The organism is Haemophilus sp. HMSC61B11 (assembly GCF_001838615.1).
Lineage (GTDB): Bacteria > Pseudomonadota > Gammaproteobacteria > Enterobacterales > Pasteurellaceae > Haemophilus_D > Haemophilus_D parainfluenzae_AD.
Genome location: NZ_KV838003.1, coordinates 104,336 through 120,198 on the forward strand (window position 1 = coordinate 104,336; position 15,863 = coordinate 120,198).

At 39.8% G+C, this 15,863-nt stretch carries 11 protein-coding genes and 1 pseudogene; 9 read left to right on the forward strand and 3 right to left on the reverse strand.

Annotated elements, in window-relative coordinates:
• Positions 1-28: 28 nt before the first annotated feature.
• Entirely contained in the window at positions 29-775 is a 747-nt protein-coding gene (gene trmB / locus HMPREF3263_RS09630; protein WP_070853248.1) for a tRNA (guanosine(46)-N7)-methyltransferase TrmB, read from the reverse strand.
• A gap of 113 nt (positions 776-888) precedes the next feature.
• On the opposite strand from trmB, the gene priA reads away from it, so the two are divergent.
• The 5 genes from priA to HMPREF3263_RS09655 all read left to right on the forward strand — a co-directional run bounded on the left by priA (position 889) and on the right by HMPREF3263_RS09655 (position 9,143).
• Positions 889-3,078: a primosomal protein N' gene (gene priA, locus HMPREF3263_RS09635; RefSeq protein WP_070853249.1), complete on the forward strand. Its 2,190-nt coding sequence runs from the start codon at positions 889-891 to the stop codon at positions 3,076-3,078.
• A gap of 94 nt (positions 3,079-3,172) precedes the next feature.
• Positions 3,173-4,063, forward strand: a complete 891-nt coding sequence (gene ftsN / locus HMPREF3263_RS09640; RefSeq protein WP_070853250.1) for a cell division protein FtsN — start codon at positions 3,173-3,175, stop codon at positions 4,061-4,063.
• 156 nt (positions 4,064-4,219) lie between these two features.
• The gene (locus tag HMPREF3263_RS09645; RefSeq protein ID WP_070853251.1) at positions 4,220-4,798 is read left to right on the forward strand and encodes a TetR/AcrR family transcriptional regulator; all 579 of its coding nucleotides are present in this window, start codon (positions 4,220-4,222) and stop codon (positions 4,796-4,798) included.
• A gap of 30 nt (positions 4,799-4,828) precedes the next feature.
• Positions 4,829-6,025 carry a multidrug efflux RND transporter periplasmic adaptor subunit AcrA gene (locus tag HMPREF3263_RS09650; protein ID WP_070853252.1) on the forward strand — a complete coding sequence of 399 codons (1,197 nt, stop codon included), beginning with the start codon at positions 4,829-4,831 and terminating at the stop codon, positions 6,023-6,025.
• Between the two features lie 13 nt (positions 6,026-6,038).
• Positions 6,039-9,143 (forward strand): multidrug efflux RND transporter permease subunit AcrB, encoded by a 3,105-nt coding sequence (locus tag HMPREF3263_RS09655; RefSeq protein ID WP_070853253.1) that lies wholly within the window; start codon positions 6,039-6,041, stop codon positions 9,141-9,143.
• Between the two features lie 126 nt (positions 9,144-9,269).
• Here HMPREF3263_RS09655 and HMPREF3263_RS09660 read toward each other — a convergent pair whose 3' ends face one another.
• The gene (locus tag HMPREF3263_RS09660; protein WP_049384031.1) at positions 9,270-10,049 is read right to left on the reverse strand and encodes a M48 family metallopeptidase; all 780 of its coding nucleotides are present in this window, start codon (positions 10,047-10,049) and stop codon (positions 9,270-9,272) included.
• Between the two features lie 120 nt (positions 10,050-10,169).
• Between HMPREF3263_RS09660 and mtr the strand changes: the two are divergent.
• From mtr to tsf, 4 genes and pseudogenes are all read left to right on the forward strand, one after another.
• Positions 10,170-11,425, forward strand: a pseudogene (gene mtr, locus HMPREF3263_RS09665) (tryptophan permease).
• Positions 11,426-11,490: 65 nt separating this feature from the next.
• On the forward strand, positions 11,491-12,264 hold the full coding sequence (locus tag HMPREF3263_RS09670; protein WP_070853254.1) for a class I SAM-dependent methyltransferase: 774 nt from the start codon (positions 11,491-11,493) through the stop codon (positions 12,262-12,264).
• Positions 12,265-12,433: 169 nt separating this feature from the next.
• The gene (gene rpsB, locus HMPREF3263_RS09675) at positions 12,434-13,156 is read left to right on the forward strand and encodes a 30S ribosomal protein S2 (RefSeq protein WP_005698638.1); all 723 of its coding nucleotides are present in this window, start codon (positions 12,434-12,436) and stop codon (positions 13,154-13,156) included.
• Between the two features lie 133 nt (positions 13,157-13,289).
• Entirely contained in the window at positions 13,290-14,141 is an 852-nt protein-coding gene (gene tsf / locus HMPREF3263_RS09680; protein ID WP_070853255.1) for a translation elongation factor Ts, read from the forward strand.
• 72 nt (positions 14,142-14,213) lie between these two features.
• Here tsf and HMPREF3263_RS09685 read toward each other — a convergent pair whose 3' ends face one another.
• A complete protein-coding gene (locus HMPREF3263_RS09685; protein WP_005698668.1) occupies positions 14,214-15,773 on the reverse strand; it encodes a phosphoethanolamine transferase in 1,560 nt (519 codons plus the stop codon).
• Between the last annotated feature and the right edge of the window lie 90 nt (positions 15,774-15,863).

Consider the following 15,863-nt stretch of genomic DNA (forward strand, 5'->3'; position numbering starts at 1 on the left):
AGGTAATGGGTATAGTCATCATTGATGATCATTTTTTCTTAAAGTATAAATCCCATACGCCGTGACCTAAGCGATGGCCGCGTGCCTCAAATTTTGTAAGAGGGCGGAAATCAGGACGTGGAATATAATCTTGTTCGGCAGTATTGATTAAGTTTTCATTCGCTGAAAGCACTTCGAGCATTTGTTCCGCATAGTTTTCCCAATCTGTTGCCATATGAATAAAGCCATTTGGTTGTAATTTTTGGACGACTTGCTCCACAAAGTGCGGTTGAACAATGCGGCGTTTATGATGTTTCGCTTTATGCCACGGATCAGGGAAGAAAAGCTGCAAACCGCCTAATTCGCCGTCTTTTACACAATCACGTAAAATTTCAGTGGCATCATGGCAAATTACGCGAAGGTTTTTCACGCCTTTTTCTACCGCATAAGCAATACAGGCTCCCACACCAGGCGTGTGTACTTCAATACCGAGATAATTTTTATCAGGATTCGCTTCAGCCATATCCACTAACGATTTCCCCATCCCGAAGCCAATTTCTAATATAACAGGATTCGAATTACCGTAAATCGCCGCAAAATCAAAAGGGGCGTTTTGATAATCTAATCCAAGATCAGCCCAGTGATCGTTCATCATATTTTTTTGAAAATCACTTAAGCGACCAGTCCGCAACACAAAGCTACGAACTTTACGTTTATAACGACCATCTTCTGTAAATTCAGCCGTTTCAACGGTTTTACGTTTTTGATCAGCAAAGGTTTTTTGCGCTTCTGTCATGGTTTTTATTCGCTCAATTAAAATTGGCGGCGATTATACACTAAAAGGCAAGGTTGTGGGATTTTTCCACCTAATTCCCGTATAATGGCGAAAATTTTTAATTGTTTTTTATTATGAATATTGTCCGAGTTGCATTAGCCGTACCGCTTCCCCGATTTTTTGATTATCTCTATGCGCCCGACTTGACACCAATCGTTGGTGGACGAGTGTTGGTGCCTTTTGGTTCGCAAAAACGAGTCGGGATCGTGGTGGATTTGCCGGCTTCTTCGGATGTCGCAAAAGAGAAGTTAAAACCGATTATTGATGTACTTGATGCTGAATCACTTTTTAATTCCACAACGTGGGATTGGTTGGCTTGGTCCGCTAATTATTATCGTGCAGCATTAGGCGATGTGTTGTTTCAAGCGTTGCCAGTCAAACTCCGCAATGGAGAAAGTGCGGTTAAAAATGACCGCACTTTTTGGCGTATTACGGACCTTGGAAAACAAGCGTTAGAATCGGGTGAATTAAAACGCGCCAAAAAACAAATTGAAGCCTTAAATTTATTGCTAACGCAAGATTTAGAAAAAGGTAACAATGAAATCAGTTCCGCAATTTGGTCAGCGCTTAAAGGCAAAGATTATGTAGAAGAGATTATTGTGCCAACAGAACAAAAAAGTTGGCAACAGACTTTAGGGAATAATCCTTTAGTTAATCTTGATAACCGATTGACCTTAAACAAGCAACAAGCCCTTGCATTTAGCCAGTTGATTTTCCAAGAAGGCTTTAATGTGTGGTTGTTAGAGGGCGTGACTGGTTCAGGTAAGACTGAAATCTATCTGCAATACATTGAAGAGGTTTTAAAGAAAGGTAAACAGGTTTTAGTGCTTGTTCCTGAAATTGGGCTTACCCCTCAAACTGTGAGACGTTTCCAAGCACGTTTTAATGTGGAAATTGATGTATTGCATTCTAACTTGAACGATACGCAACGCTTAAATGTTTGGGAGCGTGCAAGAACAGGACAGAGTGCAATCGTGATCGGCACGAGATCAGCGCTCTTCACCCAGTTTTCAGATCTCGGCTTAATCATTTTAGATGAAGAGCATGACGGCTCGTTTAAACAGCAAGATGGTTGGCGTTATCATGCAAGAGATTTAGGTATTGTTTTAGCGCAAAAGCTCAATATCCCTATCTTATTAGGTTCTGCGACCCCTAGTTTGGAAAGTGTGAATAACGTACAAAATGGTAAATATCATCATTTGGTCTTATCAAAAAGAGCAGGAAATGCGACCGCACTTCGTCAATTTGTGATTGATTTAAAACATCAACGAATTCAAAACGGCTTATCGGAACCGCTATTGCAACGTATGCAAGAACACTTAGAAAAAGGCAACCAAGTATTGTTATTCCTTAATCGACGTGGATTCGCCCCCGTGTTGTTATGCCATGAATGTGGTTGGATTGATGAGTGCCATCATTGCGAAAAACCTTATACCTACCATCAACATCAGCGTGTTTTACGCTGCCATCATTGTGGTGCGCAAAAAACAGTGCCGATGCAATGTGGTCATTGTGGTTCAACGCATTTAGTCACAACGGGTTTAGGCACAGAACAGTTAGAAGAAACCTTAAAAGCACGTTTCCCACAATACAATATTGCACGTATCGATCGTGATAGCACGGCACGAAAAGGCAAGCTTGAAGGTTATTTAGAGGATATTCAGCAAGGTAAAAGCCAGATTTTAATTGGTACCCAAATGTTAGCCAAAGGACACCATTTCCCGAATGTCACTTTGGTTGCTTTAGTGAATGTTGATAATGCCTTGTTTTCCCTTGATTTCAGAGCCGAAGAGCGTTTAGCACAGCTTTATGTTCAAGTGGCGGGGCGCTCAGGCAGAGCAGAAAAACAGGGGGAAGTGGTTTTGCAGACGCATTATCCGGATCACCCGTTATTAACCACATTACTTGAAAAAGGTTATCAAGCCTTTGCAGAAGAAACGCTGAAGTTACGCCATAATATGGGCTTGCCTCCGTTTAGTTTCCAAGCGTTGTTTAAAGCACAATGTCGTCATTCTGAAGAGGCGGAAAATGCATTGTCGCAATTGGCGTCTTTCTTCTATGAGCAAAAAATTGAAGGCTTGCAAGTGTTGGGGCCAATTCCTGCACCGTTCAGCAAAAAAGCGGGACAGTATCGTTGGCAATTGTTGTTACAACACGCTTCTCGAAAACAATTACAGACGGCATTAAGTCGATATTCTCCAGAGCTGATAAAGTCTTCTCAAGTGCGGTTGATTTTAGACGTGGATCCATTGGATTTGAGTTAGCAAAAATTCCCTAGAAAAATGCACTGTTTTCCAGTAGAATTAAGCGTTTTTTTATACTCTAAGTTTAATTTATCGAATATTTTAGGATTTTATCGTGGCTCATCGAGATTTTGCGGGTCGAAGCGGCTCAAAAAATAATAAAAAGAAAACAAAGAAAAGTTTTAATCGCAATACCTTAATTGTTCTTGCGTTGGTGGCGGTATTAGGTTTTGGATTAGGGCTTTACTTTTTAAAAAGCAAAACACCAGCACCTGTAGTGACGACAAATGTTCAGCCGGAAAAACCACAACCGAAAAGTGTGTTACCAAATCGCCCAGAAGAGGTGTGGCACTATATTAAAGAATTAGAAACTCGTACGGTGCCGGTGGATAATAATCCTTCTTCAGTTGAAAAAAATATGCGTTTGACGGAAGAACAGCGTCAAGTGCTGATTCAAATGGAAAAAGAACAAAAAGCGGCAGAAGAAGCGAAAAAATTAGAAGCTCAACGTAAAGAGCAAGAAGCGGCGAATGCGGAAAAAGCCGCGGCTCAAGCACAGCAAGCTCAACCAGCACAGACAGTGCAAGCTCAGCCAACACAGCCACAGCAAACAGCAAAAACGGAAGTGAAAAAGCCTGAGCCAGTTAAAAAAACAGAGCCAGTTAAAAAGCCTGAACCTCCGAAAAAAGTAGAAGTAGTGAAGGCGGAACCAGCTAAAACGGAACCAGCTAAAACTGAGCAACTGAAAAAAGCAGAACCGAAACCCGCTGAACAACAAGTACAGGCTGGCGGCAAAAGATTTGGCTTACAATGTGGTGCATTTAAAAATCGTGCACAAGCAGAAAGCTTACAAGGTCGTCTAGCGATGGCTGGCGTAAATGCACAAATTGCGACAAGTGAAGAATGGAACCGCGTACGTGTAGGACCATTTGGTAGTCGAGATGCAGCAACAGCAGCACAAGATAAAGCAAAATCAGTAGCGAGTTGCGTTGTGATTGGAATGTAATTCAGAGTTTAAAAGTGCGGTTAAAAATAACCGCACTTTTTTTATATTTTCACTTGCCAAAAAACGAAAAATCAATAAAATGAACGTTCATTCATTTTAAGTATTCATCTTAAATGACCTTTCTCATATATAACCCTAAGAATTTAATTTTTTATTATGCGACAAGTAAAAGCCTCTAAAACGAAGCTTGATGTCAGCGAGCAGATCTTTGATGCAACAGATCGTCTTATGGCAAAAGAAGGATTACATTATCTTTCTATGCATAAGTTAGCCAAGGAAGCTGGCATCGCAGCGGGTACGATTTATCTTTATTTTAAGAGTAAAGACGAGTTATTAGCACAATTTGCTCGTCGAGTGTTCAATAAGTTTGTTATGGCGATTGAAGAAGGTTTTGATGAAAATCAACCTTTTTTCGAACAATACAGAAAAATGTGGTGGAATATTTGGCATTTTCTTCAAGAAAATCCAACGGTTTTGTCAAATATGAACCAGTATAAATCTTTGCTGGAGTTTATTGAAACCTGCAAAGAAATGGAGCATTCGTGCTGGGATCAGTTTTGTCTCAATGGACAAGCAGCAAATGTGTTAGCTAATTTAGAACCTCGAATTTTATTTTTGCTGAGTCTAGATACTGCAATAGTTTTAGCCTCAGATAACAAATTTCTCGGTATAGCGGTTACCGATGTTGTGTTAGAATCTGTCATTGAACGCTCTTGGCGTGCAATTCAGAAATAGTCATTTTATTGTCTTAATGGAGTTTTCCAAATGAGTATAACTCAAACTAATAGACCAAAGCGCTCACACGTTTTCTTTTTGAAATTAGCGTTAGGCGTATTTGTGTTAATTTTTGCTGCAATGATTTTTCTTAATCATATGAAAGCAAAAGGTATTGCTGATTTCTTAGCAAATAAACCTGAAACAGCTTCTCCTGTTACCGCAATGACAGTTAAGGCTTCAGAATGGACGCCGATCATTGAAACAACAGGTCTTGTTCGTCCAAATCAAGGGGCGATGTTAAGTGCACAAAGCGCTGGAACCGTGTCTAAAGTGCTCGTGCAAAATGGCCAAAGCGTGAAAAAGGGTGATTTGTTAGTTGAGTTAGATAGTTCCGTTGAGCGTGCAAGCTTACAAGCGGCTCAAGCTCAAGTGGTGTCATTACGTCAAACTTATCAACGTTATGCAAACCTTGCTGGCAGCGGTGCCGTTTCTCGTCAAGAATTAGATAACGCAAAATCAGCTTATGAAGCACAAGCGGCAAATATTGAGTCATTAAAAGCAACCATTGAGCGTCGCCAAATCGTCGCGCCATTTGATGGTAAAGCCGGTATCGTGAAAGTGAATGTTGGTCAATATGTTTCAAACGGTACTGAAATTGTGCGAGTGGAAGATCGTTCTTCTATGAAAGTGGATTTTGCGATTGCTCAAAACCTATTAGATAAATTGCATATTGGTCAAAAAGTAACGGCTACGGCAGATGCACGTAAAGGTGAAACTTTTGCCGCAAAAGTTACTGCAATTGAGCCGGCAATTAATTCTTCAACGGGTTTAGTCGATGTTCAAGCAACATTTGAACCAGAAGATGGTGCAAAATTATTATCCGGTATGTTTACTCGCTTAAATGTCGCTTTACCAACTGAGCATAATCAAATCGTTGTGCCACAAGTGGCAGTGAGCTACAAAATGTATGGCGAATCGCTTTATATTTTGACCGCACTTTCCGATGAAGATATTGAGAAATTAGGCGGCGCAGAAAAAGCAGCAAATATGTACCGTGCAAAATCAATCACTGTATTTACGAAAGATCGTCAAGGTATTTATGCACAATTAAAAGGCGATGAAGTCAAAGTTGGCGATAAAATTGTGACCGGTGGTCAGCAAAACTTAAGTAATGGTGCATTAGTTTCTGTTGCAGATAAAGCGGGCGTGGGTACAGAACAACCTGCAAATAAAACGAATCTTTAATTAGGAAAAGCGAATGAGATTTACCGATATATTTATTCGTCGCCCTGTTTTGGCGGTTTCGATTAGCTTGTTAATCATTATTTTAGGTTTACAAGCGATCTCGAAATTGTCTGTGCGCGAATATCCGAAAATGACCACAACGGTAATTACGGTGACCACCGCATATCCAGGTGCAGATGCAAACTTAATTCAGGCATTTGTGACCTCGAAAATTGAAGAAGCGGTAGCACAAGCAGACAATGTGGACTATATGTCTTCAAGCTCTAGTCCAAGCACTTCAACTGTCACCGTAAAAATGAAATTAAATACCGATCCGAATGCAGCCTTGGCAGATGTGTTAGCCAAAGTTAACTCGGTTCGTTCTGAATTGCCAAGTGGTATTGAAGATCCAACGGTTTCTTCCTCTACAGGTGGTTCGGGAATTATGTATATTAGTTTCCGTTCTAACAAACTTGATGCAAGCCAAGTGACTGACTATATTCAACGCGTAGTCAAACCTCAGTTCTTTACTGTTGAAGGGGTCGCGAGTGTTGATGTTTTTGGTGCATCTGAGTATGCACTGCGTATTTGGTTAGATCCTGAAAAAATGGCGGCTCAAAACCTTTCGGCTACAACTGTGATGTCAGCATTAGCGGCGAATAACGTGCAAACGGCAGCAGGTAATGATAATGGCTATTTTGTGACCTATAAAAACAAAGTAGAAACTACGACAAAATCGGTTGAAGAATTAAGCAACTTAATTGTGACATCAAACGGTGATAAGTTAGTACGTTTACGCGATATCGCTGATATTGAATTAAATAAATCAAGCGATAGCTCACGTGCGGTAGCGAATGGCGCAGATTCCGTTGTATTAGCGATTAATCCAACTTCGTCAGCAAACCCATTAACGGTAGCTGCGAAAGTGCGTCCGCTATATGACAGTATTAAAAATAATCTGCCGGATGCTATTGAATCTGACATCTTATATGACCGTACAATTGCGATTAATAACTCCATTAATGAAGTAATCAAAACGATTGTTGAGGCAACGATAATCGTGTTGGTGGTGATTACCATGTTTATTGGTTCATTCCGCGCGATGTTAATCCCGGTTATCACTATTCCGATTTCATTAATTGGGGTAATCATGTTGCTTCAATCATTTGATTTCTCCATTAACTTGATGACTTTGCTAGCATTGGTTCTAGCCATCGGTTTGGTGGTGGATGATGCGATTGTGGTATTGGAAAACGTAGACCGCCACATTAAGTTAGGTGAAACGCCATTCCGTGCGGCGATTATTGGTACGCGTGAAATTGCCGTTCCGGTTATTTCCATGACCATTGCCTTGATTGCGGTATATTCTCCAATGGCGTTAATGGGCGGTATTACGGGTACGTTGTTTAAAGAGTTTGCTTTAACCCTTGCTGGAGCAGTATTTATTTCCGGTATCGTAGCATTAACGCTTTCACCAATGATGACCAGTAAATTGCTAAAATCCAATGAGGCTCCAAGTAAATTGGAACAACGAGTAGAGCATACCCTTAGTAAAGTGAATGCAGCTTATGCGTATGTACTTGATTTGGTGATGGTAAACCGTAAATGTATGTTGATGTTTGCGGCAATCATTTTTGCAACCTTACCCGTGTTGTTTAAATCGCTTTCCAGTGAATTAACACCAGCAGAAGATAAAGGGGCATTTTTAGCGATTGGTTCAGCACCGTCTAACGTAAACGTGGATTATGTGCAAAATGCGATGGCACCTTATCAAGAGATTTTAAAAAATACGCCAGAAGTGCAGTTTGCCATGACAATTTCAGGTGCGCCAAGTTCTAACCAATCTTTAAACGTCATTACGTTAAAAGACTGGAAAGAGCGGTCAAAAAGCCAAACTGAGATCTTAAATGAATTAAATGCGAAAGCGAAATCAATTCCTGAGGTATCTGTACAAGGCTTCTCGTTCCCAGAAATTGATACAGGGGAGCAAGGACCTCCGATTGGTTTTGTGATCAGCACATCAAAAGATTACGGCGATTTAGCAAATGTAGCCGGTAAATTCTTAGAGGATATGCAAAAATCCAGTAAGTTCGTTTATACCAATCTCGATCTTAAATTTGATACCGCTCAAATGCGCATTAAGATTGATCGTGAAAAAGCAGGGACTTACGGCATTACGATGCAACAAATCAGCCGTACATTAGGGAGTTTCTTATCTGCCGCAACCATTGAGCGTGTGGATATTGACGGCCGTGCTTATAAAATTATTTCCCAAGTAAAACGTGACAATCGTTTATCACCGGAAAGTTTTAATAAGTATTATGTGACAGCAGCAGATGGTACCTCTGTACCGTTAAGCAGCTTAGTGACTGCCACATTAGAGCCACAACCAAGCTCATTACCTCGTTTTAGCCAGTTAAACTCAGCGGTAATCAGTGCAGTACCAATGCCGGGTACTTCAATTGGTGATGCAGTCCAATGGTTACAAGACAATGCGAAAAATACGTTACCACAAGGTTATAACTATGACTTTAAAGGTGAAGCGCGTCAGTTAGTACAAGAAGGTAATGCACTTGCTGTAACATTCTTACTTGCGGTAGTGATTATTTTCTTAGTCTTGGCGATTCAGTTTGAATCAATTCGCGATCCAATCGTGATTATGATTTCCGTACCGTTAGCCGTGAGTGGTGCATTGTTAGCCTTAAATGCTTTCGGATTTATTGGTATTGCAGGGACAACGCTAAATATCTACTCACAGGTTGGTTTGATTACCCTAGTTGGTCTTATCACAAAACACGGTATTTTAATGTGTGAAGTAGCGAAAGAAGAGCAGTTAAATCATGGTAAAACGCGTGTTGAAGCGATTACCGAAGCGGCTAAAGTACGTTTGCGTCCAATTTTGATGACTACCGCTGCGATGATTGCAGGTCTTGTACCGTTGCTTTATGCTACAGGTGCCGGTGCGGTATCTCGTTTCAGTATCGGTATCGTTATCGTGGCAGGATTGGCAATTGGTACATTGTTTACCTTATTCGTATTGCCTGTGATTTATTCTTACATTGCGAGCGAACACAAACCATTGCCGGAGTTCGATGAAAATGTGAAACCAATTGAAGGCCACATTAACGAACAACATTAATTAAACATGGCATAAAATAAACCGCACGTTGATTCTTCAAGTGCGGTTTTCTTTTCAGTATAAAAAAAGCGAACATGATGTTCGCTTTTTATTTGTAAAGTGCGGTCAATTTTTTGATTGTTTTATTTAGCCATTTTTATTTTTTGCCGCTTTATAAAGTTCCATCGCTTCTGGTAATAAGCGTTGTAAGTTTTCTTGACGAGATTCATCACTCGGGTGAGTAGAAGCTAACACATCAAGTGCGCCTTTAGAACCACCAGAGGCTTTAGCCATTTTTTGCCATAAACCAGGTGCGACTTGTGGATTGTAGCCTGAGCGAGCCATTAACATGAGACCCACTTCATCGGCTTCAGTTTCAGCGCTACGAGAGTAAGGCTTATCTAAAGCAAAGTCTTTAGTCAGTGTGACTAAATCAGTCACGTCGGCTCCAACGACAACAGATAGAGCTGTTCCACCAATAGCGCCAGCAATCGCACTCATGGTGCCGAAGTTGGCTTTGGCTTTACCGTGTTCTTTTAAGGCGTGTGCCATTTCATGACCCATGACAACCGCGATTTCGTTATCGTTTAGCTGTAAAGTATCCACTAATCCTGTGTAGAAAGCCATTTTCCCGCCTGGCATTGCCCAAGCATTGAGCTCTTTAGATTTAATGACATTGATTTGCCAATTAAACTCCAAGCCTGTTTCATTCTCTTGGTTTGCATAAGGCACCATTTTGTTAAAGACATGATGAATACGTCTTGCAGTATTTGATGTAGTATCAATCGCACCTTGTGAGCGAATTTTCCCCATTTCTTGTGTATAGCTGCTTGCTGCCTCTTGATTAATTGAAGCAGAATCCGCACAAGACGTGATAACCGCCCCTGCTAATACAGCAAAAGCAAAACTTTTGAGTTGTTTTTTCATAAATTATCCTTTTATTGAGATGGCTGATTATATAAATTTATTGCGTTTTGTCGATACAAAAAGATTGCCTTTTAAATTTGTACTACTATAATAGTGCAAATTTTATTTTAGGACTTAATTATGACAATAAAAAAATCTCCTTCTTTATTAGGCGGCGCCATGATTATTGCGGGTACTGCGATTGGTGCAGGTATGCTTGCTAACCCAACCTCAACGGCCGGTGTATGGTTTATCGGCTCTATTCTGGCTTTAGTTTACACTTGGTTTTGTATGACCACATCAGGTTTGATGATCTTAGAAGCCAACTTACATTATCCTACCGGCTCAAGCTTTGACACCATCGTAAAAGATTTGTTAGGTAAAGGCTGGAATATTATCAATGGTCTTTCAGTTGCTTTTGTGTTGTATATTTTGACTTATGCCTACATCACTTCAGGCGGTGGTATTACACAAAACTTGCTTAACCAAGTTTTGGTTCTGCTGAAAGTGCGGTCGATATTGGACGTACTTCTGGATCCTTAATTTTCTGTTTTATTCTTGCGGCTTTCGTGTGGCTTTCCACTAAAGCTGTGGATCGTTTCACAACTGTATTGATTGTTGGGATGGTAGTCGCTTTCTTCCTTTCTACCGCAGGTTTATTGAGCTCTGTAAAAACAGAAGTGTTATTCAATACTATTGCAGAAGGTGATCAAACTTATTTACCTTATTTATTGACCGCACTTCCTGTTTGCTTAGTGTCTTTTGGTTTCCATGGAAATGTACCGAGTCTCGTCAAATATTACGATCGCGATGGTAGTCGTGTAATGAAATCGATCTTTATTGGTACAGGCTTAGCCTTAGTGATTTACATCTTATGGCAGCTTGCGGTGCAAGGTAATTTACCACGTACAGAATTTGCCCCCGTGATTGAAAAAGGCGGCGATGTATCAGCATTATTAGAAGCATTACACAAATATATTGAAGTGGAATACATTGCGGTTGTATTGAATTTCTTTGCTTATATGGCTATTGCAACCTCATTCTTAGGGGTGACTTTAGGTTTATTTGATTATATTGCCGATTTATTTAAATTTGATGATAGCGTATTAGGCAGAACAAAAACCACATTGGTAACATTCTTACCTCCACTATTGTTAAGTTTACAATTCCCTTATGGTTTCGTGATTGCCATTGGTTATGCTGGATTAGCTGCAACAATTTGGGCTGCAATCGTGCCTGCACTGCTTGCTAAAGCCAGTCGCCAAAAATTCCCAAATGCGACTTATAAAGTGTATGGCGGTAATTTTATGATTGGCTTTGTGATCTTATTCGGTGTGTTAAATATTGTGGCACAAGTAGGCGCAAACTTAGGATGGTTTGCAAGTTTCGCAGGATAAGTTTTCGCGTTAATATTGTAGGGGCGTATTGAATACGCCCTTTTTAATTTTACATAGGAAACGAGATGAGTAACAAAACGAGCGTTTACGATAAAGAAAACTTCTTTGCGCTTTATCAAAAACTTCGATCTAACCCAATCAGTCTCAATGAAATAGTGGAAAAGCCGACGATGCTTTCCCTGTTACCTGATTTACAAGGAAAAAAATTGCTCGATCTAGGTTGTGGAACGGGCGGACATTTGCAACTCTATTTGGAACGCAATGCGGAGAGCGTAGTAGGAACAGATCTTTCAGCTAAAATGCTAGAACAAGCTGAACAAGAACTGCAAAAGTGCGGTCAATTTTCAGGGTGTTTTTCGTTATATCAGTTACCAATGGAAAAATTAACGGAATTGCCAGAAAGTGATTTTGATGTCATTACCAGCTCTTTTGCTTTTCATTATATTGAAGATTTTCCTGCTTTATTAGCGTCTATTGCCAACAAGCTTAAGCCTAACGGCACATTAGTTTTTTCCCAAGAGCATCCGATTACAACTTGCCATAAAGAAGGGGAACGCTGGGAAAAAAATGAGCAAAAACAGCAAGTCGCTTATCGTTTAAATCATTACCGTGATGAAGGACTGAGAGAGCGAAATTGGTTTCAACAACCTTTTAAAACGTATCACCGTACGACGGCAACGATTATTAATGATTTAATCGCTGCAGGTTTTCAAATAGAACAAATGGCTGAACCAATGTTAACTGAGCAGCCACAATGGCATGATGAATTTAAAGATTTGCGGCATCGTCCCCCTTTATTGTTTATTAAAGCAAGAAAAGTGATGAATTTAACAAAATAAACTGGTTTTTGACCGCACTTTATGGTATAAATCGCACCGCTGTTTTTGGGTTTCAAAAGCAGCGTTTTTAATTATTAACAACACACACATATCATTAAGGCTTAATCGGGGTGCCAAACGGTCGATTAGCTGATATGTGGAGGCTCAACCCCAACAAAAGGAAAATATTATGGCACAAGTTTCAATGCGCGACATGATCAACGCGGGCGTACACTTCGGACACCAAACTCGTTACTGGAACCCACAAATGAAACCTTTCATTTTTGGTGCTCGTAACGGTGTTCATATCATCAACTTAGAAAAAACTTTACCTTTATTCAACGAAGCTTTAGCGGAATTAACCCGTATTGCTAGCAACAACGGTAAAGTATTATTCGTTGGTACTAAACGCGCGGCTCAAGAAGCAGTACAAGCTGCAGCATTAGACTGTCAACAATATTATGTAAACCACCGTTGGTTAGGTGGTATGTTGACTAACTGGAAAACCGTTCGTCAATCAATTAAACGTTTAAAAGATTTAGAAACTCAATCTCAAGACGGTACTTTTGACAAATTAACCAAAAAAGAAGCGTTAATGCGTACCCGTGAGATGGAAAAACTTGAATTAAGCCTTGGCGGTATCAAAGATATGGGCGGCTTACCAGATGCGTTATTTGTTATCGGTGCAGACCACGAACATATCGCGGTTAAAGAAGCAAACAACCTAGGTATTCCTGTATTTGCTATCGTTGATACTAACTCAACTCCAGCAGGCGTAGATTTCGTTATCCCTGGTAACGATGATGCGACTCGTGCTATCCAACTTTACGTTTCTGCAGCTGCAGCAGCGGTTAAAGAAGGTCGTGGTAACGAAGCTCAAGTTGCTGAAGAATTAGCAGCTGACGCAGAATAATTTAAGTTTTGCAATAAGGCGAAGCCCTTAATAATCAAACGATTAATTGGCATAGGGGCTAAAATTTAGCCCCTATATTTTTATCTAAAAGTGCGGTCAAAATAAATCGCATTTTCGACAGAGGATTTTTAAAATGGCTGAAATCACAGCATCATTAGTAAAAGAACTTCGTGAACGTACCGGTGCCGGTATGATGGAATGTAAAAAAGCATTAGTTGAAGCAAACGGTGATATCGAGTTAGCAATCGACAACATGCGTAAATCTGGTCAAGCTAAAGCAGCTAAGAAAGCAGGCCGTGTTGCAGCTGAAGGTGTTATCCTTGCTCGTGTAGAAAATGGTTTCGGTGTATTAGTTGAAATGAACTGTGAAACTGACTTCGTAGCAAAAGATGCTGGTTTCTTAGGTTTAGCAAACGAAGTAGCTGATTTCGCAGCAGCACACAAAGGCACCACTATCGAAGCATTACAAGCACAATTTGAAGAAAAACGTGCTGCATTAGTGGCTAAAATCGGTGAGAACATGAACATCCGTCGTGTTGCTTACTTAGAGGGCCAAGTTATCGCTCAATACTTACACGGTGCGAAAATCGGTGTGTTAGTTGCGGGTGAAGGTTCTGCTGATGAACTTAAAAAAGTGGCAATGCACGTAGCGGCATCTAAACCAGAATTCGTGAACCCAGAAGATGTATCTGCAGATGTTGTTGAACACGAGCGTCAAATTCAAATTGATATCGCAGTTAACTCTGGTAAACCAAAAGAAATCGCAGAGAAAATGGTTGAAGGCCGTATGAAGAAATTCACTGGTGAAGTTTCATTAACAGGTCAACCATTCGTCATGGATCCTTCTGTATCTGTAGGTGACTTCTTAAAATCAGTAAACACTTCAGTATCTAACTTCATCCGTTTAGAAGTGGGTGAAGGTATCGAGAAAAAAGAAGAAGATTTCGCAGCTGAAGTTGCAAAAATCACTGGCGGTAACGCTTAATTTTCTCCATTGAGATATAAAAAAAGCCGATATTGAATATCGGCTTTTTTGTTGTCTGAAATTTGAGATTTTCTATTTCTTTGGACGAATATCGATAGCAGGATCTGCATCTTTACGATATTTTTCTTCAATCAGTTTTTTCAGACCATAGTCATCTTTGTCTGATTGCTCAGAGAATAAATTTTCTTCTAAAGTGAGCTTCGGATTTTTAATTCCAATCCAATTAGCAATACCTTCTAAGAAATTCAAACCAGATTTAAAGGCTTTGTATTCTTTACGTGCCGTATCATCAGATGAAATCTTAAAGAGCGGAATATTATGATGTAATTGGCTGTGACAGTTTTGGTTAAACAAGGTGACGCCATGTTTATCATCTTCCTGATGACATAAACCATGATCGGAGAAATAAATCATTGAGAAAGTGCGGTGTGTTTTTTGCTCGTTTTCTTTGAGCGTTTCATACACTTTCTTAATAAAATCATCGGTTTTCTTAATGGATGTAATATAGCAATTTAAGTATTCGTTTTTTTTCTCAATGTCATTGTCATTGAAAATTTTCGGGTAATCTTCAACGCGATCGCAAGCAAGCGGATGTGAACCATAAATGTGTAGCACAATAAAGCGTTTACCTTTTGTTGGATCTTCTAAAACTTGGGCAAATTTAGGAATTAAATCAAAATCGCTGTAGTTTGTAGAATTAAAGCTCCCACCTTTTTTCAAGAAAATGGTTTCATCAGATTTTGAGGCAAGCGAGGCGACTGGCGTGTCATATTCACCTAAGAAACCTTGATTAGAAAGCCAGTAGGTTTTCATACCTGCAGACTTAATGAGATCCACCAAGCTTAAATCATAGTTTGGTTCCCATTTTTCTTTATCAGGTAACGTTAACATTAAGCGCAATGAGGCTACCGTGTTGGTTCCGGCAGATGTCATGCCATCAATCAGTGTACCGTTTGCTGATGACATAAATGGCGTGTCATTAACAGGATATCCATAAGCATGTAAGTAGTCTTTTCTCGCACTTTCCCCCAAAATAATCACATAATCTTGGTATTTAGAATTTTCTAATGTGGATTGTTCCCAGCTACTTTCCTGTGACATTTTTTTCAATTTTTGCCATTCATTAACGATCTGTACACTTGAATCTATTGTTTCTTTTAATGGAGCAGCAATCGGTAAGTTGTAGCCAATTAATAAGGTAGCCAGCGCGATGAATGTTTTATTGTGATAAAATTTCACCCCAAATTTGACCGCACTTTTGTAATGTAAAAAGATTAAAACTGGAATAGCCAATGCGGCTAAATAGCTGCTCACAGGGATTTGCATGAGAAACTCTTTGGTCTCTAACATATCTGTCGCGAGAACCGATGCAATATATTGGTAGCTTGGCGCACCAAAATTTAAGCCTGTCGGCGTATAAATTGCGTGTAAGCAAACTAAGGGTAATAAAATAAAATAGAAAGATTTTCGGCTACTACTTAATAAAATAATGAAAATAGCCGCGAGTAAAATCAGACTAATAGATGGCTCAGGAAACATCCCTGAACCTCGTAAAATCAAATAACCGGCAGCAATGGCGCAAGACAAAGAAAAAAGTGTGGTTAAAATTTGTGAGGTTTTTGAAATCTTCATAAAGTTTACCTATAAAATCAAAACAGCGATATTTTATCGCACTTTTCTGACCAATTTCCATTTTTAACTTTTTCGCTCTTTTGCTAGAAT

What these genes read in the sequence shown, in the direction of transcription:
- rpsB (WP_005698638.1), top strand. Translation starts at nt 12,434, where the DNA reads ATGGCACAAGTTTCAATGCGCGACATGATCAACGCGGGCGTACACTTC.
- HMPREF3263_RS09670 (WP_070853254.1), top strand. Translation starts at nt 11,491, where the DNA reads ATGAGTAACAAAACGAGCGTTTACGATAAAGAAAACTTCTTTGCGCTT.
- HMPREF3263_RS09660 (WP_049384031.1), bottom strand. Translation starts at nt 10,049, where the DNA reads ATGAAAAAACAACTCAAAAGTTTTGCTTTTGCTGTATTAGCAGGGGCG.
- HMPREF3263_RS09685 (WP_005698668.1), bottom strand. Translation starts at nt 15,773, where the DNA reads ATGAAGATTTCAAAAACCTCACAAATTTTAACCACACTTTTTTCTTTG.
- HMPREF3263_RS09650 (WP_070853252.1), top strand. Translation starts at nt 4,829, where the DNA reads ATGAGTATAACTCAAACTAATAGACCAAAGCGCTCACACGTTTTCTTT.
- priA (WP_070853249.1), top strand. Translation starts at nt 889, where the DNA reads ATGAATATTGTCCGAGTTGCATTAGCCGTACCGCTTCCCCGATTTTTT.
- tsf (WP_070853255.1), top strand. Translation starts at nt 13,290, where the DNA reads ATGGCTGAAATCACAGCATCATTAGTAAAAGAACTTCGTGAACGTACC.
- HMPREF3263_RS09645 (WP_070853251.1), top strand. Translation starts at nt 4,220, where the DNA reads ATGCGACAAGTAAAAGCCTCTAAAACGAAGCTTGATGTCAGCGAGCAG.
- HMPREF3263_RS09655 (WP_070853253.1), top strand. Translation starts at nt 6,039, where the DNA reads ATGAGATTTACCGATATATTTATTCGTCGCCCTGTTTTGGCGGTTTCG.
- trmB (WP_070853248.1), bottom strand. Translation starts at nt 775, where the DNA reads ATGACAGAAGCGCAAAAAACCTTTGCTGATCAAAAACGTAAAACCGTT.